At 74.4% G+C, this 16,894-nt stretch carries 16 protein-coding genes and 1 tRNA gene; 7 read left to right on the top strand and 10 right to left on the bottom strand.

Annotated elements, in window-relative coordinates; translation table 11 throughout:
- Positions 1-3 precede the first annotated feature (3 nt).
- Positions 4-1,014 carry an SMI1/KNR4 family protein gene (locus ACFYNO_RS19805; RefSeq protein ID WP_388013551.1) on the bottom strand — a complete coding sequence of 337 codons (1,011 nt, stop codon included), beginning with the start codon at positions 1,012-1,014 and terminating at the stop codon, positions 4-6.
- A gap of 254 nt (positions 1,015-1,268) precedes the next feature.
- On the opposite strand from ACFYNO_RS19805, the gene ACFYNO_RS19800 reads away from it, so the two are divergent.
- Positions 1,269-1,727: a YwqJ-related putative deaminase gene (locus tag ACFYNO_RS19800; RefSeq protein ID WP_388013548.1), complete on the top strand. Its 459-nt coding sequence runs from the start codon at positions 1,269-1,271 to the stop codon at positions 1,725-1,727.
- A 139-nt stretch (positions 1,728-1,866) separates the two neighbouring features.
- The gene (locus ACFYNO_RS19795) at positions 1,867-2,334 is read left to right on the top strand and encodes an SUKH-3 domain-containing protein (RefSeq protein ID WP_388013545.1); all 468 of its coding nucleotides are present in this window, start codon (positions 1,867-1,869) and stop codon (positions 2,332-2,334) included.
- Between the two features lie 27 nt (positions 2,335-2,361).
- Here ACFYNO_RS19795 and ACFYNO_RS19790 read toward each other — a convergent pair whose 3' ends face one another.
- Positions 2,362-3,633: a sensor histidine kinase gene (locus ACFYNO_RS19790; RefSeq protein ID WP_388013542.1), complete on the bottom strand. Its 1,272-nt coding sequence runs from the start codon at positions 3,631-3,633 to the stop codon at positions 2,362-2,364.
- 258 nt (positions 3,634-3,891) lie between these two features.
- On the opposite strand from ACFYNO_RS19790, the gene ppc reads away from it, so the two are divergent.
- Entirely contained in the window at positions 3,892-6,627 is a 2,736-nt protein-coding gene (gene ppc, locus ACFYNO_RS19785) for a phosphoenolpyruvate carboxylase (protein ID WP_388014039.1), read from the top strand.
- 92 nt (positions 6,628-6,719) lie between these two features.
- On the opposite strand, the gene ACFYNO_RS19780 is transcribed toward ppc, so the two are convergent.
- Entirely contained in the window at positions 6,720-6,929 is a 210-nt protein-coding gene (locus ACFYNO_RS19780; RefSeq protein WP_388013539.1) for a hypothetical protein, read from the bottom strand.
- Here ACFYNO_RS19780 and ACFYNO_RS19775 point away from each other — a divergent pair.
- Entirely contained in the window at positions 6,922-7,260 is a 339-nt protein-coding gene (locus ACFYNO_RS19775) for a hypothetical protein (protein ID WP_388013536.1), read from the top strand. The genes ACFYNO_RS19780 and ACFYNO_RS19775 overlap by 8 nt on opposite strands.
- 319 nt (positions 7,261-7,579) lie before the next feature.
- Here the strand turns inward: ACFYNO_RS19775 and pth are convergent, their stop codons facing one another.
- From pth to ACFYNO_RS19750, 5 genes are all read right to left on the bottom strand, one after another.
- Complete coding sequence (gene pth, locus ACFYNO_RS19770) at positions 7,580-8,161, bottom strand: aminoacyl-tRNA hydrolase (protein ID WP_388013533.1); 582 nt, start codon at positions 8,159-8,161, stop codon at positions 7,580-7,582.
- Positions 8,162-8,263: 102 nt separating this feature from the next.
- The gene (locus tag ACFYNO_RS19765) at positions 8,264-8,857 is read right to left on the bottom strand and encodes a 50S ribosomal protein L25/general stress protein Ctc (protein WP_388013530.1); all 594 of its coding nucleotides are present in this window, start codon (positions 8,855-8,857) and stop codon (positions 8,264-8,266) included.
- A 226-nt stretch (positions 8,858-9,083) separates the two neighbouring features.
- A complete protein-coding gene (locus ACFYNO_RS19760) occupies positions 9,084-10,061 on the bottom strand; it encodes a ribose-phosphate diphosphokinase (protein ID WP_388013527.1) in 978 nt (325 codons plus the stop codon).
- A gap of 253 nt (positions 10,062-10,314) precedes the next feature.
- The gene (gene glmU / locus ACFYNO_RS19755) at positions 10,315-11,775 is read right to left on the bottom strand and encodes a bifunctional UDP-N-acetylglucosamine diphosphorylase/glucosamine-1-phosphate N-acetyltransferase GlmU (RefSeq protein ID WP_388013524.1); all 1,461 of its coding nucleotides are present in this window, start codon (positions 11,773-11,775) and stop codon (positions 10,315-10,317) included.
- Positions 11,776-11,965: 190 nt separating this feature from the next.
- Positions 11,966-12,039 (bottom strand) — tRNA-Gln (locus ACFYNO_RS19750).
- A gap of 271 nt (positions 12,040-12,310) precedes the next feature.
- Between ACFYNO_RS19750 and ACFYNO_RS19745 the strand changes: the two genes are divergently transcribed.
- From ACFYNO_RS19745 to ACFYNO_RS19735, 3 genes are all read left to right on the top strand, one after another.
- Complete coding sequence (locus tag ACFYNO_RS19745; RefSeq protein WP_388013521.1) at positions 12,311-13,267, top strand: acyl-CoA desaturase; 957 nt, start codon at positions 12,311-12,313, stop codon at positions 13,265-13,267.
- Between the two features lie 146 nt (positions 13,268-13,413).
- Positions 13,414-14,016, top strand: coding sequence for a TetR family transcriptional regulator (locus tag ACFYNO_RS19740; RefSeq protein ID WP_388014036.1), 603 nt, complete (start codon positions 13,414-13,416; stop codon positions 14,014-14,016).
- Between the two features lie 103 nt (positions 14,017-14,119).
- Positions 14,120-14,617, top strand: coding sequence for a MarR family winged helix-turn-helix transcriptional regulator (locus tag ACFYNO_RS19735; RefSeq protein ID WP_388013518.1), 498 nt, complete (start codon positions 14,120-14,122; stop codon positions 14,615-14,617).
- An 86-nt stretch (positions 14,618-14,703) separates the two neighbouring features.
- Here the strand turns inward: ACFYNO_RS19735 and ACFYNO_RS19730 are convergent, their stop codons facing one another.
- Both ACFYNO_RS19730 and galK read right to left on the bottom strand, forming a co-directional pair.
- Complete coding sequence (locus ACFYNO_RS19730; protein ID WP_388013515.1) at positions 14,704-15,612, bottom strand: LuxR C-terminal-related transcriptional regulator; 909 nt, start codon at positions 15,610-15,612, stop codon at positions 14,704-14,706.
- A gap of 143 nt (positions 15,613-15,755) precedes the next feature.
- A complete protein-coding gene (galK, locus tag ACFYNO_RS19725) occupies positions 15,756-16,889 on the bottom strand; it encodes a galactokinase (protein ID WP_388013513.1) in 1,134 nt (377 codons plus the stop codon).
- Between the last annotated feature and the right edge of the window lie 5 nt (positions 16,890-16,894).

Raw genomic sequence — 16,894 nt, 5'->3', positions numbered from 1 at the left:
CACTCAGCCGACCGGCGCGGTCGGCACCGCGCGGGCGAATCCGCCGTCCACCATCAGGCCCGCCACCGACTCCAGCTCGGCCGGGCTGCCGGCCAGCCGGAGCAGGAAGGCGTCGAAGTCCTCGCCGACCGGCAGCAGCAGCCGCTCCACCCGGACGGCCGGGTCCTCGGGGGCGCCGGTGTCGCGGGCGTCGTCGTAGGGGCAGAACCAGACCGAGCCGAGCCGGTCGCCGCGCACCTTGAGCGCCAGGATGCCGCCCTGCGGGTGGGCGATGCCCAGGTAGTCCTTGGTCAGGTGGTCGCGCAGGCACTTGTTGGCGTAGACCAGGTCGGTCAGCCCATACTCCTCGGTGAGGGTGAGGAAGGGCTGGTCGATCAGCAGGCCCAGCTCGGTGTCCAGGGCCACGCCGACCGGGCCGCGCCCGCCGGCCAGCTTCAAGAACTCCCGGTACGGACCGGGCAGCCGGTAGCCCAGCCGCTCCTCGGCGGACTGCACCAGGTCCTCCGAGACGGCCAGCGGGTCGGCGCCCTCCTTGGAGAGCGAGAAGTGCGCCGGGCGGCGCTCCTGCAGCGGCCGGGTGCCGCGCCGGCCGTGGTCGGCCCGCGAGCGGGCCAGCCCGCCGTGGTGCCGCAGCAGCGACTTGACCTCGACCGGGACCAGCTCCATCCGGCGCCAGCCGGGGGCCGCGCCGCCGACCGCGTGGTGCCAGGTCCAGCCGGAGGGGGTGGCGACCGGGGACTCCTGGTCGGCCCAGAGCTCGTGGCCGTGGCTGAACAGCGCGGCGTTGGCCGAGACGTAGTCGGTCAGCCGCAGCTCGTCCACCCCGAAGCCCTCGGGCGGGTCGGCGACCTCGGCGACCGCGCCCGCGTAGCGGCCGAAGTCGGGGTACCCCTGGGCGTCCACCTGGACGCCCTGCGGGTACTTCTCCGCCCGCACCGGGTCGGGGAAGTGGACCACCTGACCCGCATAGGCCGCGTTGGGCGCGGCGGCGGTGCCGGGCCGACCTGTCGTCATCTGGGTGCCCCCACTGGCTGAAGCCGATTGTGCCGGGCACCAGGGTATGTGGTCAGCCCTCCGAGCGGTCCCCCGGCCGCCCCTCGGATTCCCGGCCCTTCTCAGGTCCGGCCCGGCACTGCGCTGACGAACCGTCAGCAGGGCCGCCGGGACCCCCGGGTGATCGTCTGTCCGAGCCGTTTGGCAGGCTGGCCCGCAGACAGGGCCGCCACCGGCGGCCACCGACCGCCGGACCGAGGGAGAGAGGAGCAGCCGTGGACATCCCTCCACCGCCCGGCGCACCGCTGCTGCGCCACGACCGGGACAGCCTGCTGCCCGCCGTGGCGGCCGCCCTCTCGCTGCGCGGCGGGGAGGTGCACACGCTGGCCGGCCGCAAGTCCGACAGCGAGCCGCAGCCGCACCCGCTGGTCGCCGAGTTCCTCTCCCGGCTGCCGGTGGAGCAGCGCGAGCGGTTCACCGGCCGCTGCCCGGAGGTGCTGCTGCTCTCCCAGTACCTCGGCACGGTGGACGCCGGCCGCTCCAAGCGGGCCGCCCGCAAGCCGCTGAGCCTGCACGAGGCCCGCAAGGCGCTCAAGGGCGCCAAGCTGACCACCGTGCGGATCCGCGAGCAGGACGACCCGGCGCACGGCACCCACGCCCCGCCCTGCCGCTCCTGCGAGCCGATGCTCGAGCACTTCACGGTGCTCAGCGTGGCGGTCGGCCCCCGGACCTAGCCGGACCGCCCGACCGCACCGGCCCAGCCGCCGCCACGCGCTGGACCGTTCCTGTCCCCCGACCCCGGAGTGCCCCCTGAACCCGCTCACCGCTCCCGGCTCCACCGCCGTCCGCTCCCAGCCCCGGTTCTCCGCCGACGTGGCCGCCGCGCTCAAGCAGGCCGGCTGGCACCCCGGCCGGTGGGAGATCCGCCGCGCCGAGCAGTGGGCGGACGAGCTGCTCGCCCGCCCCGCGGCCGACGGGGCCCGGCACGCGGTCTTCCCGGCCGCGATCGAGGCCTGGGCGGAGTTCGGCGGGCTCTCCTTCGACCTCTCCGGCGCCGGGCGGGAGGTGGCCCGCACCCCGTTCCTGCTGGATCCGCGGTGCGGGCTGCACCAGCCGCGCACCCTGGCCGACCTGGGCCGGGCGCTGGACAGCCGGGTCGCCCCGCTGGGCGAGGAGCGGTACGGGCAGGCGCTGCTGGCGATCGACGAGGCGGGCCGGGTCTACAGCCTGGACCACACCGGCGAGTGGTTCCTCGGGCAGGACCTGGACCAGGCGGTCTCCACCCTGGTGCTGGGCACCCGCCCGGAGCGGCTGCGCACGGCGGCCGACGCGCTGGCCTGAGCCGGGTCCGGACCCGGACCCGGCCGGTCAGCTCAGCCGGTCGGTGCGGGCGGCCAGCCGGGACGGCAGGGTGGCCTCCACCCGGAAGCCGCCGTCCTGCTCCGGCCCGGCGTTGAAGCTGCCGCCGAGCGCCCGCACCCGCTCCTCCATGCCGACCAGCCCGTTGCCGCCGCTGGGCAGCCGGACCTCCTCGGCCACGCCCACCGGGCAGTCGTTGACCACCGCGACCCGCACCCCGTTGGGCACGTAGGCCAGCAGCACCGAGACCCGGGCGCCGCCGGCGTGCTTGTGAGCGTTGGTCAGGCCCTCCTGGACCACCCGGTAGGCGGTCTGCTCGGCGTCCCCGCGGAACGGCCGGCGGTCGCCGCTGACGGTCAGGGTGACCCGCATCCCGGCCGCCTTGGACTGGTCCACCAGCCGGGACAGCTCGCCCAGCCCCTGGACGTGGTCCACCGGGTCCTCGTTCATCCGCAGCACGCCGAGGATCTCGCGCAGCTCGTTCAGCGCCTGCCGACCGGTTTCGGCCATCAGTTTGGCGCTCTGCGCGGCCTTCTCCGGGTCCCGGGCGGCGACCCGCTCCAGCGCGCCCGCGTGCACCACCATCAGGCTGACCCGGTGCGCCACCACGTCGTGCATCTCCCGGGCGATCCGGGTGCGCTCCTCCAGCCGGGCCCGGCGGGCCCGCTCGGTGGCCCGCTCGGCCAGCAGGTCCAGCTCGGCCTCCAGGCCCTGGGCCCGGTCCTTGAGCGACTCCAGCAGCCGGCGCCGGGCCCCGATGTAGAGGCCGGTGACCACCGGCACCACGGTCAGTCCGACCGAGACCAGCACCGCGACCAGCGCGGTCACCCAGGTCGGCGGCACCTGCTCGCCCGGCTGCGGGTCGGCGGTGAGGAAGAGGAAGAGCACCATCGCGGTGGTCTCCAGGAAGATCACCGCGGACATCCCGACCAGCCGCAGCCGGCGGGAGGGCCAGGTCCAGGTGGAGGCCAGGGTGTAGAGCGCGACCTCCAGCAGCACCAGCCCGAACAGGGCCGGCACCAGCACCATCGAGACCACCACCGGCAGCGCCGGCCAGCGCCGCCGGACCAGCAGGCTGGCCCCGGCCAGCCCGCCCACCACCGCGGACAGCAGGGCCGGACCGGTCCCCAGCTGGAACCGTCCGGAGGCCAGCGAGTAGCCGCCGGCCGCGCACTCCAGGGCTGCCAGCGCGGCCAGCCCCACGTCCAGGGCGGCGGACCGCCGCCGGTCCCACCACCAGACCGGCCGGTTCCGCGCGCCCTCCCCAGGCGACATGCTCATGGGTGCCAGCCTAAGTGAGGCCGGGTCGGCGTCCCCACCGAGTTCAGTCGCCCGGGCCCCGCGTCCGAGCGGGTGTCCGCAATCCGGCCACACCCGCGATTCCGCACGCGCCGCGACCTATGCTGGTGCCGTCGGACAGCGCGGTCCGCCGTTGCCGAACCCCACCTCTCCAGGGAGCCAGCCGTGACCGCTTCGGTCCCCACCTCGGCCGACCACCCGAGCTCAGACCCGGCCGCCGTAGAAGCCGACAACGCCGCCTTGCGCGCCGACATCCGCCGTCTCGGCGACCTGCTGGGCGAGACGCTGGTCCGGCAGGAGGGCGCGGAGGTGCTCGGCCTGGTCGAGCAGGTGCGGTTGCTGAGCCGCACCGACGGCGAGGCCACCGCCGAACTCCTGGCCAACATCGACCTGGAGACCGCCGCCAAGCTGGTGCGCGCCTTCTCCACCTACTTCCACCTCGCCAACGTCACCGAACAGGTGCACCGCGGCCGCGAGTTCGCCTCCCGCCGGGCCCGCGAGGGCTCGCTGCTGGCGCAGACCGCCGACCAGCTGGCCGAGGGCGACCCGAAGCACGTCGCCGACACGCTGGCCCACCTGGCGGTCCGTCCGGTCTTCACCGCCCACCCGACCGAGGCGGCCCGCCGCAGCGTGCTGAACAAGCTGCGCCGGATCGGCGAGCTGCTGGAGCGCATCCACCGCGAGAACACCGCCGCCGGCCTGAACGGCACCGACGCCGCCCGGCTCACCTCGGCCCGCCGCTCGGCCGACCGCCGGCTGGCCGAGGTGATCGACCTGCTCTGGCAGACCGACGAGCTGCGGATCGCCCGCCCCGAGCCCACCGACGAGGCCCGCAACGCCGTCTACTACCTGGACGAGCTGTACCGCGACGCCGTCCCGGAGGTGCTGGAGGAGCTGCACGAGGAGCTGGCCCGGGTCGGCCTGGCGCTGCCCGGCGGGGTCCGCCCGCTGACCTTCGGCACCTGGATCGGCGGCGACCGGGACGGCAACCCGAACGTCACCCCGCAGGTCACCTGGGACGTGCTCAACCTGCAGCACGAGTACGGCATCAAGGACGCCCTGGCGGCCGTGGACGACCTGCGCAACTCGCTCTCCACCTCGGTCCGGCTGGCCGGCGCCTCGGAGGAGCTGCTGGCCTCGCTGGAGGCCGACCTCAAGGTGCTGCCGGAGCTCAGCCCGCGCTACAAGCGGATGAACGCCGAGGAGCCCTACCGGCTGAAGGCCACCTGCGTGCGGCTCAAGCTGGAGAACACCCGGGACCGGCTCGCGGCCGGCACCCCGCACGTGCACGGGCGGGACTACCTGGGCACCCGTCAGCTGATCGCCGACCTGCGGCTGATCCAGGACTCGCTGCGGGCGCACCGCGGCGGCCTGATCGCGGACGGCCGGCTGGCCCGGGCGATCAACACCATCGAGGCCTTCGGCCTGCAGCTGGCCACCATGGACGTGCGCGAGCACGCCGAGGCCCACCACCACGCGCTCGGCCAGCTCTTCGACCGGCTCGGCGAGGAGGCCTGGCGGTACAACGACATGCCGCGCGAGTACCGCCAGCGGCTGCTCGCCAAGGAGCTGCGCTCGCGCCGCCCGCTGGCCCCCACCCCGGCCCCGCTGGACGCGGCCGGCACCAAGACCCTGGGCGTCTTCACCACCATCCGCGAGGGCTTCGAGCGGTTCGGCGACGAGATCGTGGAGAGCTACATCATCTCCATGTGCCAGGGCGCCGACGACGTCTTCGCGGCCGCCGTGCTGGCCCGCGAGGCGGGCCTGATCGACCTGCACGCCGGGGTCGCCCGGATCGGCATCGTGCCGCTGCTGGAGACCACCGACGAGCTGCAGCAGGCCGACCGGATCCTCGAGGAGATGCTGGCCGACCCGTCCTACCGCCTGCTGGTCTCGCTGCGCGGGGACATCCAGGAGGTCATGCTCGGCTACTCGGACTCCTCCAAGTTCGGCGGCATCACCACCTCGCAGTGGGAGATCCACCGGGCCCAGCGCCGGCTGCGCGACGTGGCCCACCGCTACGGCATCCGGCTGCGGCTCTTCCACGGCCGCGGCGGCACCGTGGGCCGCGGCGGCGGCCCCTCGCACGAGGCGATCCTGGCCCAGCCCTGGGGCACCCTGGAGGGCGAGATCAAGGTCACCGAGCAGGGCGAGGTGATCTCCGACAAGTACCTGCTGCCCTCGCTGGCCCGGGAGAACCTGGAGCTGACCCTCTCCGCCACGCTGGCCGCCTCCGCGCTGCACACCTCGCCCCGCCAGGCGCCCGAGGAGCTGGCCCGCTGGGACGCGGCGATGGACCAGGTCTCGGAGGCGGCGCACACCGCCTACCGCGCCCTGGTGGAGCAGGACGACCTGCCGAAGTACTTCTTCGCGGCCACCCCGGTGGACCAGCTGGCCTCGCTGCACCTGGGCTCCCGCCCCTCCCGCCGCCCGGACTCCGGGGCCGGCCTGGACGGCCTGCGGGCCATCCCGTGGGTGTTCGGCTGGACCCAGTCCCGGCAGATCGTGCCCGGCTGGTACGGCGTCGGCTCCGGCCTGGCCGCGGCCCGCGCGGCCGGCCTGGGCGACGTGCTGCCGGAGATGTACGAGAAGTGGCACTTCTTCCGCAACTTCCTCTCCAACGTCGCGATGACGCTGGCCAAGACGGACCTGCGGATCGCCCGCCACTACGTGGAGCAGCTGGTCCCGGCCGACCTGCAGCACGTCTTCGACCAGATCACCGCCGAGCACGAGCTGACCCTGCGCGAGGTGCTGCGGCTGACCGGCGAGAGCGAGCTGCTGGAGCACAACCCGGTGCTGAAGCAGACCTTCGCGGTCCGCGACGCCTACCTGGACCCGATCTCCTACCTCCAGGTGGCGCTGCTGCGCCGACAGCGCGAGGAGGCCGCCGCCGGCCGTCCCGAGGACCCGCTGCGGGCCCGGGCGCTGCTGCTGACCGTCAACGGCGTCGCGGCCGGCCTGCGCAACACCGGCTGACTCCGCCGCACACCGAACGGCGCGCCACCCGGAACGGCCGAGCGGGCCGGGGGTTCCTCCCCCGGCCCGCTCGGCCGTTCCATGACCCCGGGTCAGGTCGCCGAGGCGGCACCCTTGCGGGCCGAGTAGCGGCGCTTGAGCCAGAGCGCACCGCCGCCGGAGGCCACCAGCAGCCCGCCGCCGACCGCGCCCAGCCCGGCGTTGCCGCCGATCGAGGCGACGAAGGTGCTGGTCAGTTCGGCCCCGGCGGCCGCCGGGGCCGGCGTCGGGGCCGGCTGGACCGAGGGCGACGGGGTGTCCACCCACTGGGCGTCCTGCGCGGTGGGGTCGGCCGCCGGCGCGGCCTGGCGCACCCGGCCCGGGCCGCGCCCGGTGCCGCCGACCGCGACCACGCCGCTGTGGCTGGCCGAGGGCGAGGGGGTGGGCGACGGGGTCGGCGTGGGCGTCGGGGTGGGGCAGCCGGCCGGGCGCTCGGTGGCCGTGGGCACCGGCGCCGCCGAGGGCGTCCCGGGGGCCGCGGTCGGCGCGGCGGTGGCCGTGGCGCCGGGCGTGGGCAGCGGCGGGCAGCTGGGGGTGGCGGTCGGCGAGGGGGCGGCCGAGGCGGGCGGGGTGCTCGCGGACGCGCTGGGCTGACCGCCCGTCAGGGAGGGTGCGGGCTGCGGGTCCGCGGCCGGCGCCGGGGAGCCGGCCGCCGCCGGGGAGGGCGAGCCGGTGGGCTCCGCCGCCGCTGCCGTCACGGCCGCCCCGCCGAGCAGGGCGGCCGCCGCAAGTACCCATGTGCAGGCCAGTCGTGCCGGCCCCAACCCCGCGCCCACCAGCGCCCCACCTTCCCGAGTCCGGTCCGACCGTACCGGATGGCGGTGACCGCTTGATCACCGGATCGGGGCTGGTGGACAAGAGTTGTACGACTGTTGCCCTGGCGGACACGGGAGCGTCCGGAGCGGACGGACGGTCAGGAGTTGTAGGTGCTCTGGGCCCGCTCCAGACCCTCCGTCAGCAGCGCCTCGACGGCGTCGGCGGCCCGGTCGACGAACCAGTCCAGCTCCTTGCGCTCGGTGGACGAGAAGTCCTTGAGCACGAAGTCGGCGACCTCCATCCGGCCGGGCGGCCGGCCGATCCCGCAGCGCACCCGGTGGTACTCCGGGCCGAGCGACTTGGTGATCGACTTCAGGCCGTTGTGCCCGTTGTCGCCGCCGCCGAGCTTGAGCCGCAGCGCCGCGTAGTCCAGGTCCAGCTCGTCGTGGACCGCGACGATCGCCCCCGTCGGCACCTTGTAGAAGTCGCGCAGCGCCGTGGTCGGGCCGCCGGACAGGTTCATGAAGGTCATCGGCTTGGCCAGCACCACCCGCCGGGATCCGATCCGCCCCTCGGCGGTCTGCGCCCGGCTCTTGTGCGCCTTGAACCTGGCGCCCATCCGCTGGGCCAGCAGGTCGGCCACCATGAAGCCGATGTTGTGCCGGTTGCGGGCGTAGCCCTCCCCGGGGTTGCCCAGTCCGACCACCAGCCACGGGCCGGTGTACTCCGCGTCGCTCATCCCGCCATCCTCCTTCGCCGAACCCGTACCGATCATCCCGGACACGCCACTGCCCCCGGCGCCGCGGGGCGGGCCGGGGGCAGTGCGCGGTGAGCGTCAGGCTCAGGCCTCGGTGGTCTCCTCGGCGGCCTCCTCGGCCTCCTCCTCGACCTGGGCGGCCTGGGCGCCGATGATCTGCAGCACGACGGCGTCGGCCTCGACGGCCAGCGTGACACCGGACGGCAGGGTGATGTCGCCGGCGGTGATGGAGGCGCCGGCCTCCAGGCCCTCGATGGAGACGGTGACGGCCTCGGGCAGGTGGGTGGCCTCGGCCTCGATCGGCAGCGCGTTCAGCACCTGCTCGAGCAGGTTGCCGCCGGGGGCCAGCTCGCCCTCGGTGTGCACCGGGATCTCGACGGTGACCTTCTCGCCGCGCTTGACCAGCAGCAGGTCGACGTGCTCGATGGAGCGCTTGATGGCCTCGCGCTGCACGGCCTTCGGCAGCACGAACTCGTCCTTGCCGTCGATCGGGACGACCAGCAGGGCGTTGGGGGTCTTGAGGGCCATCATCAGGTCGTGGCCCGGCAGGTTCAGGTGGACCGGGGCGTGGCCGTGGCCGTAGACGACACCGGGGACGAAGCCGGCGCGGCGGGCGCGGCGGGCGGCACCCTTGCCGAACTCGTTGCGGGGCTCGGCGGCAAGGCGGATCTCGGACATGCTGCACTCCTGGGAGAAAAACGGGTGCAGACAGCGAAAAGCCGCCGGGACCACACCCTCGCATCAACGGGTTGGCTCGGCGGACTCATCCAGCGCGTCGATCACGGAGCGCACACAGGCTTCCCTCGCCGAGCAGTGTTCACGAGTCTAACCGGAGCATTGCGCGCGGATGAAATCGGCCCCCGGCGCCAGGGGCGCCGGGGGCCGACCGGGGTACCGGGGACGGTCAGTGCACGCCCTCGAAGAGCGAGGTGACCGAGCCCTCCTCGAAGACCTCGCGGATCGCGGCGGCGATCGACGGGGCGATGGAGAGGGTGGTGACCTTCTCCATGCCCAGCTCGGCGGGGCAGGGCAGGGTGTTGGTGAAGACGAACTCGCTCACCCGGGAGTTCTTCAGGCGGTCCGCGGCCGGGCCGGAGAGCACGCCGTGCGTGGCGGCGACGATCACGTCGGCGGCGCCGTTGTCGAAGAGCGCGTCGGCGGCGGCGCAGATCGTGCCGGCGGTGTCGATCATGTCGTCGACCAGCACGCAGACCCGGTCCTTGACGTCACCGACCACCTCGGCGGACAGGATGGTGTTGGCCTGGGTGATGTCGCGGCGCTTGTGGATGATCGCCAGCGGGGCGTCCAGCCGGTCGCACCACTGGTCGGCCACCTTCACCCGGCCGGCGTCCGGCGAGACGATGGTGAGCTTGTCCCGGGGCACCCGCTCGCCGACGTAGTCGGCCAGCATCGGCAGCGCGAACAGGTGGTCCACGGGGCCGGAGAAGAAGCCCTGGATCTGGGCGGTGTGCAGGTCCACCGCCATCAGCCGGTCGGCGCCGGCCTGGCTCAGCAGGTCGGCGACCAGGCGGGCCGAGATCGGCTCCCGGCCGAGGTGCTTCTTGTCCTGCCGGGCGTAGCCGTAGAACGGGAGGATCGCCGTGATGCTGCGCGCCGAGGCCCGCTTCAGCGCGTCGATCATGATCAGCTGTTCCATGATCCACTGGTTGATCGGAGCCGTGTGGCTCTGCATCACGAAGCAGTCCGCGCCGCGGGCGGACTCCAGGAAGCGGACGTAGATCTCGCCGTTGGCGAAGTCCAGGGCCTTGGTCGGAACGAGTTCGGTGCCGAGCGCCTCGGCGACCTCCTTCGCCAGTTCGGGGTGGGCACGGCCGGAGAAGAGCTTCAGCTTCTTCTCACCCGACGTCGTGATCCCGCTCACTGCACCGTCTCCTCGCATTGCGCCGCCTGATCCCGCCGCGCCGCACCCGGACGGCCGGTGCCGCTCGGGTCAGTGATCGACGGGGGGATGGGGTGTGCGTCGCGCGGGCTGCAATCCCGCGGCGCACATATGTCCACCAGGTTACGCGCCCGGGCCCGAACCGTCCGCACCACGCTGTCCGGACCTCGGGAATGCGGGCTGTGAGATCGGCCTCGTCGCCGCCCCGTCACAGGGCGGCGACCGTGCGTGCCGGTCAGGCCTGCTGGGGCTGGGCGGCCGCGGCGGCGGCCTCGGCGGACGGGGTGCCGGAGCGGCTGCGCGCCACCCAGCCGGCGACGTTGCGCTGCTGCGCGCGGCTCACGCCGAGCGCACCCGGGGGCACGTCCTTGTTCAGCGCCGAGCCGCCCGCCGTGTAGGCGCCGTCGCCGATCGTGACCGGGGCGATCAGCGTGGTGTTGGAGCCGATCCGGGCGTGCGCGCCGACCACGGTGCGCGACTTGTTGACGCCGTCCCAGTTGGCGGTGATGGTGCCCGCGCCCAGGTTGGCGCCCTCGCCGATGGCCGCGTCGCCGACGTAGGAGAGGTGCGGCACCTTGGCGCCGTCCCCGATCGTCGACTTCTTCACCTCGACGAAGGTGCCGACCTTGCCCTTGGCGCCCAGCGCCACCCCGCCGCGCAGGTAGGCGTACGGGCCGACGGTGGCGTCCGGGCCGATCACCGCCCGCTCCACGGTGCTGCTGGCCACGGTAGCGCCGGCGCCGACCTCGGTGTCGGTCAGCGTGGTGTCCGGGCCAACCTCGCAGCCCTCGCCCAGGTGGGTGGCGCCGTGCAGCCGGGTCCCGGGGTGCACCAGCGCGTCCGGCTCGTAGCCGACCTGGACGTCGATCCAGGTGGTGGCCGGGTCGACCACGGTCACCCCGGCCCGCATGGCGCGCTCCAGCAGCCGGTCGTTGAGCAGCCGGCGGGCCTCGGCCAGCTGCACCCGGTCGTTGATGCCGAGGATCTCCCGGTGGTCGGCGGCGACCACCGCGCCGACCCGGTGGCCGGCCGCGCGCAGGATCTCCAGGGTGTCGGTCAGGTACTCCTCGCCCTGGGCGTTGTCGGTGCCGATCCGCGCCAGCGCGTCGCCCAGCAGCTTGCCCTCGAAGGCGTAGACGCCGGAGTTGATCTCGCGGATCGCGCGCTGCTCGGCGGAGGCGTCGCGCTGCTCGACGATGCCGGTGACCGAGCCGTCGGCGGCGCGCAGGATCCGGCCGTAGCCGGTCGGGTCGGGCACCTCGGCGGTCAGCACGGTGACGCCGTTGCCCTGCTCGGCGTGCTGGTCGGCGAGCAGCCGCAGGGTGTCGGCGGTGAGCAGCGGGGTGTCCCCGTAGGTGACGATGACGGTGCCGTCGAAGTCGTGGCCCTCGGCGGCCAGCGCCTCCACGGCGACCCGGGCGGCGTTGCCGGTGCCGTTCTGCCGCTCCTGGACCACGGGTCGCGCGTCCGGGTGATTCGCGCTCAGGTGATCGGCCACCAGCTCCCGGCGGTGCCCGACGACGACCGCGAGGTGACGCGGCGCCAGCTCCTCGGCGGCGGCCAGCACGTGGCCGAGCAGGCTGCGGCCGCAGATCTCGTGCAGCACCTTCGGCAGGGCCCGGGACTTCATCCGGGTGCCCTCCCCCGCGGCGAGCACCAGAACGGCGGCAAGGGGGCGGTCACTCACAGCGCTCACGCGGGAGGCTCCTCGATCGGTTCGGCGGGCGTTCGGAGCGGGCTTCGACTCCAGGAGGCCGACGAACCCGCAGGCCAGCGACCTGCGGCGGAGCGCCGGGCTGCACCGAGGATACCCACCGGGCGTGAAACCGACGGCCGCACGCGCATGAACGGCCGGCCGGGTCGTTGCCAACGTTTGACTCAGCGACTGGCTCCGCCGCTAGGACTCGAACCTAGACAAAGGCCTTCAAAGGGCCCCGTGCTGCCATTACACCACGGCGGACCGACCGTCAATCCGACACCGGGAGCACGCCAACACCACCGCACGCCCCGGAGCCAACCACAGCCTAAGGGTTACCGAGGCTCTTCCTCCACCACCCGTGCGCAACTGCCGGAGCGGCACGCCCGGGAACGCGGTGGCACGCCCGGGAACCGGAGGCGCCTGCTTCCCTTGGCCTCCGACAGAACCTACGATGCCGTAAGTTACGCCGACGTAGGCTCCGCCCACCCGGGCCCGGGGCTCGCGGCACGCATCCGTTGAGGGACGGACCCCCATGACGCTCCAGGCCGACGAGGCACTTCCCATCACCAAGCCCAACACCCGGATCTCCGCCACCCTGGGCGGCGAGAAGCAGGGAGTGCCCGAGCGCCTGGCGCTCGGCCTCTTCATCACGGTCCCGTTCGTCGCCCTGCTGGCCGCCGCACCGGTGGCCTGGGGCTGGGGCCTCGGCTGGCGCGACCTGGCGATCGCCACGGTCATGTACTTCCTCACCTGCCACGGCGTGACGGTCGGCTACCACCGGCACTTCACCCACCGCTCCTTCAAGACCGGCCGGGTGCTGAAGATCGCCATGGCGGTGGCCGGCAGCCTGGCCATCGAGGGCCCGGTGGTCCGCTGGGTGGCCGACCACCGCAAGCACCACAAGTTCTCCGACCGGGACGGCGACCCGCACTCGCCCTGGCGCTACGGCGAGACGGTGCCGGCCCTGATCAAGGGCCTCTGGTGGGCGCACATGGGCTGGCTCTTCGACGAGGAGCAGACCCCGCAGGAGGTCTACGCCCCGGACCTGGTGAAGGACCGCGACATCCGGACCATCTCCCGGCTGTTCTGGCTCTGGACCACCCTGTCGATGGTGCTGCCGGCGGTGGCCGGCGGGCTGCTCAGCTGGTCCTGGCAGGGCGCGCTGACCGCCTTCTTCTGGGGCTCGCTGGTCCGGGTCGCGCTGCTGCACCACGTCACCTGGTCGATCAACTCGATCTGCCACGCGCTCGGCAGCCGCCCGTTCCGCTCCCGCGACCGCTCCGGCAACGTCTGGTGGCTGGCGGTGCTCTCCTGCGGCGAGTCCTGGCACAACCTGCACCACGCCGACCCGACCTCGGCCCGGCACGGCGTGCTGCGCGGCCAGGTCGACTCCTCGGCCCGGCTGATCCGCTGGTTCGAGCAGGCCGGCTGGGCCCGCGACGTCCGCTGGCCCGACGCGGCGCGGATCGCCGCCCGGCGCACGGCATGACCCCTCGCCTACAGCATGATGGGGGGGTGAACCGGAGCAACGAGACCAGCCCAGAGACCAGCGCGGACGGCCATCGCCCGGCCACCGGCGCGGGCACCCCCGGCCGGCGGCTGGGGGACGGCCGCGGGCGCGGCGGCCGGGTCCGGATGACGGGCAAGCAGCGGCGCGAGCAGCTGCTGGAGATCGGGCGCTCGGTCTTCGCCGAGCGCGGCTACGACGGCACCTCGGTGGAGGAGATCGCCGAGCGCGCCGGGGTCTCCAAGCCGGTGGTCTACGAGCACTTCGGCGGCAAGGAGGGCCTCTACGCGGTGGTGGTCGACCGCGAGATGCAGCTGCTGCTGGACATGGTCACCGGCGCGCTGACCGGCGGGCACTCCCGGGAGCTGCTGGAGCAGGCCGCCTTCGCGCTGATGGACTACATCGACACCTCCACCGACGGCTTCAAGATCCTGGTGCGGGACTCGCCGGTGGCCCAGTCCACCGGCTCCTTCGCCTCACTGATCAGCGACATCGCGACCCAGGTGGAGGACATCCTCGGCCTGGAGTTCAAGGCCCGCGGCTTCGACCCGCGGCTGGCCCCGATGTACTCGCAGATGCTGGTCGGCATGGTCGCGCTGACCGGGCAGTGGTGGCTGGAGGTGCGCAAGCCGCAGAAGGCCGAGGTGGCGGCGCACCTGGTGAACCTGGCCTGGCACGGCCTGGAGGGCATGGAGCGGCACCCGAACCTGGTCGGCGAGCGGCGGAGCTGACCGGCCGCCGGGGCGGGGTCCGGGCGTCGCGGCGAATTCACGGTCTGGTTTTCTCGATGTCAAGAGGCTTTATATCGACAGAACCCCCGATACACTGATCCACATGGAGGACGAGGTCGACCGCCTGGTCGCAGCATGGCGCCGAGAGCGCCCCGACCTCGACGTGCAACCGCTGCAGGTGCTCAGCCGGGTCAGCCGGCTCGCCCGGCACCTGGACCGGGCCCGCCGCACCGCCTTCGCCGAGCACGGCCTGGAGCCCTGGGAGTTCGACGTGCTCACCGCGCTGCGCCGGGCCGGGCACCCCTACCAGCTCTCCCCCGGCCAGCTGCTCACCCAGACCCTGGTCACCTCCGGCACCATGACCAACCGGATCGACCGGCTGGCCGGCAAGGACCTGGTCCAGCGCCTTCCCGACCCGGACGACCGGCGCGGCGTGCTGGTCCGGCTGACCGCCTCCGGGCAGCTGAAGGCCGACGAGGCGCTGGCCGGACTGCTGGCCCACGAGCGGGAGCTGCTGGCCGAACTGACCGGCGGCCAGCAGGCCGAGCTGGCGGCGCTGCTGCGGCAGCTGGTCGCACCGTTCGACAACATCCCGGGCTGACGGCCCGTCGGCGGGCCGCTGACGGGTTCTCCGGCCGCCGCCGGGGCCCCGGCGCTCCGTGTGGCCCGCAGGCCGCCCACGCGCCGTCAGGGGCGCTCCGAGGCCGCCGCCTCGGCCGGGCCGACCCCCGCCCGGCGGGCCAGTGCCACCGCCGCCAGCGTGGAGTGCACGCCCAGCTTGCCGAGCACGTTCTGCATGTGGGTGCGGACGGTGTGCGGGGAGAGGTAGAGCCGCTCGGCCACCGCCTGCCGGCCCAGGCCCGCCACCATGCAGCGCAGCACCTGCTTCTCCCGCGGTGTCAGCGACTCGACCAGCCGCTCGCTCTCGGTGCGGTCCCGGCGGGCCGTGGTCAGCTCCCGGACCACGCCGGTGAGCAGCGCCGGCGGCAGGTGGGTCTCGCCGCGCAGCACCCCGCGCACCACGGTCAGCAGCCGGGTCAGCGAGCTCTCCTTGGCCACCCAGCCGCTGGCCCCGGCGTAGAGCGCCCGGACCGCCCGGCGCGGATCCTCCTCGGCGGCCAGCACCACGGCGTGCAGGCCGGGGTAGGTGTGGCAGGCGCGGCCGAGCAGGGTGATCCCGTCGGCCGGCCGGCGGGACTGGCCGGCCTGCTCCGCCGGGCGGGCGGGGGCGGCGGCCGGTCCGGGCGGGCCCGCGGGAGCCGGGGCCCGCGGCGGGGCCAGCGCGCTGCCGGCCCGGCGCGGGGCCGGGACCAGCCCGGCCTGGGCCCGGCGCGGCGCCGGCTGGCCGGGCTCCGGCCCGTCCGGGCGGGGGCGGCGCGGCGGGCCGAGCGCGACCGCGGTGCGGCCCAGGTCGGCGTCGACCAGCAGGACGTCGAACGGGCGGCCGTCGGCGGCGGCCCGCTCCAGGGCGTGTTCGGCGGCCGCGGCGGTGCCGGCCGCGCCGACCTCGATCTCCGGCTCGGCCGAGAGCGCCGTGGCCAGTGCCTCGGCGAAGATCCGGTGGTCGTCCACCACCAGGACTCGGATCCGCCCCATCCCGGTGTCCCCCCTGCTCCAGCCGCGGCGCGCACCGATCTCCCGGCTCAGCGTACGGGTTGAGCGGCCGACAGGTGGCGCAACGGTGAAGTTCCGTCCGAACTCGTCGGACGGAAGGGGAGCCGCCCGCAGGCGGCGGGGGCTCAGGAGAGGCGGCCGGCCCCCTGGGACGCGGCGACGGTGAAGAGCACGGGGGTGCGGAACCCGGCCCGTTCGAAGGCCGCGGTGACGGCGTCGCCGACCGCGGCGGTCACTCCGGCCGGCACCAGGGCGATCACCGAGCCGCCGAAGCCGCCGCCGGTCATCCGGGCGCCCAACGCGCCCGCCGCCACCGCCGCCTCGACCGCCAGGTCGGTCTCCGCGCAGGAGACCTTGAAGTCGTCCCGCAGCGAGGCGTGACCGGCCGTCAGGATCGGCCCGAGGGCGCCGAACTCGCCCTTGTCCAGCAGCTCGACCGCGCGCAGCACCCGGTCGTCCTCGGTCACCACGTGCCGCACCACCGGCGCCAGCTCGGGCGGCAGCTCGGCCAGCGCGGCCGGCAGCCCCTCGGCCGGCAGGTCGCGCAGGGCGCGCAGCCCGAGCAGCGCGGCGGCCCGCTCGCAGCCGCTGCGCACCGAGGCGTAGGCGCCGTCGCCCAGGTCGTGCTTGACCTTGGTGTCGATCACCAGCAGCTCCAGCCCACGCTCGGCGGGGCGGAACGGCACTTGGCGCTGGCTCAGGTCCCGGGTGTCCATGAAGAGCGCGTTGCCGTCGGTGCAGCAGGCGCTGGCCATCTGGTCCATCACCCCGCAGGGCACGCCGACGAAGACGTTCTCGGCCCGCTGGCAGAGCAGGCCCAGCTCGGACTGGGTCAGCGGGAGGTCGTAGAGGTCGCGGTAGGCGGCGGCGACCACCACCTCCAGGGCGGCCGAGGAGGAGAGGCCGGCGCCGGTCGGCACGTCGCTCTCGAAGTACAGGTCGGCGCCGCCGACCCGGTGGCCGGCCTCGCGCAGGGTCCAGACCACGCCGGCCGGGTAGGCCGCCCAGCCGGCCACCGCGCCCGGGGCGAGCTCGGCCACCGCCACGTCGGTGGTGGTGTCGTCGCCCTGGGCGCTGTAGAGCCGCAGCCGGCCGTCGCTGCGCGGCGCGGCGGTCAGCCGGACCGCGTGCGGGAGAGCGATCGGGAGCACGAACCCTTCGTTGTAGTCGGTGTGCTCGCCGATCAGGTTGACCCGGCCCGGGGCCGCCCACACACCCGTGGGGGCGGTCCCGAAGATCCGCTGGAAGTCGTCAGACACTGTTG

Source organism: Kitasatospora sp. NPDC006697 (assembly GCF_042869935.1).
In the GTDB taxonomy this organism is placed as follows: Bacteria; Actinomycetota; Actinomycetes; order Streptomycetales; family Streptomycetaceae; genus Kitasatospora.
Note: the sequence above shows the minus strand (reverse complement) of the source record. Positions and strands in the feature narration are given on the sequence as shown.

Coding starts and splice junctions, on each gene's coding strand:
- ACFYNO_RS19745 (WP_388013521.1), top strand. CDS start 12,311: ATGACGCTCCAGGCCGACGAGGCACTTCCCATCACCAAGCCCAACACC.
- ACFYNO_RS19765 (WP_388013530.1), bottom strand. CDS start 8,857: ATGTCCGAGATCCGCCTTGCCGCCGAGCCCCGCAACGAGTTCGGCAAG.
- pth (WP_388013533.1), bottom strand. CDS start 8,161: ATGAGCGACGCGGAGTACACCGGCCCGTGGCTGGTGGTCGGACTGGGC.
- ACFYNO_RS19730 (WP_388013515.1), bottom strand. CDS start 15,612: ATGGGGCGGATCCGAGTCCTGGTGGTGGACGACCACCGGATCTTCGCC.
- ACFYNO_RS19805 (WP_388013551.1), bottom strand. CDS start 1,014: ATGACGACAGGTCGGCCCGGCACCGCCGCCGCGCCCAACGCGGCCTAT.
- ACFYNO_RS19790 (WP_388013542.1), bottom strand. CDS start 3,633: ATGAGCATGTCGCCTGGGGAGGGCGCGCGGAACCGGCCGGTCTGGTGG.
- ACFYNO_RS19740 (WP_388014036.1), top strand. CDS start 13,414: ATGACGGGCAAGCAGCGGCGCGAGCAGCTGCTGGAGATCGGGCGCTCG.
- ACFYNO_RS19735 (WP_388013518.1), top strand. CDS start 14,120: ATGGAGGACGAGGTCGACCGCCTGGTCGCAGCATGGCGCCGAGAGCGC.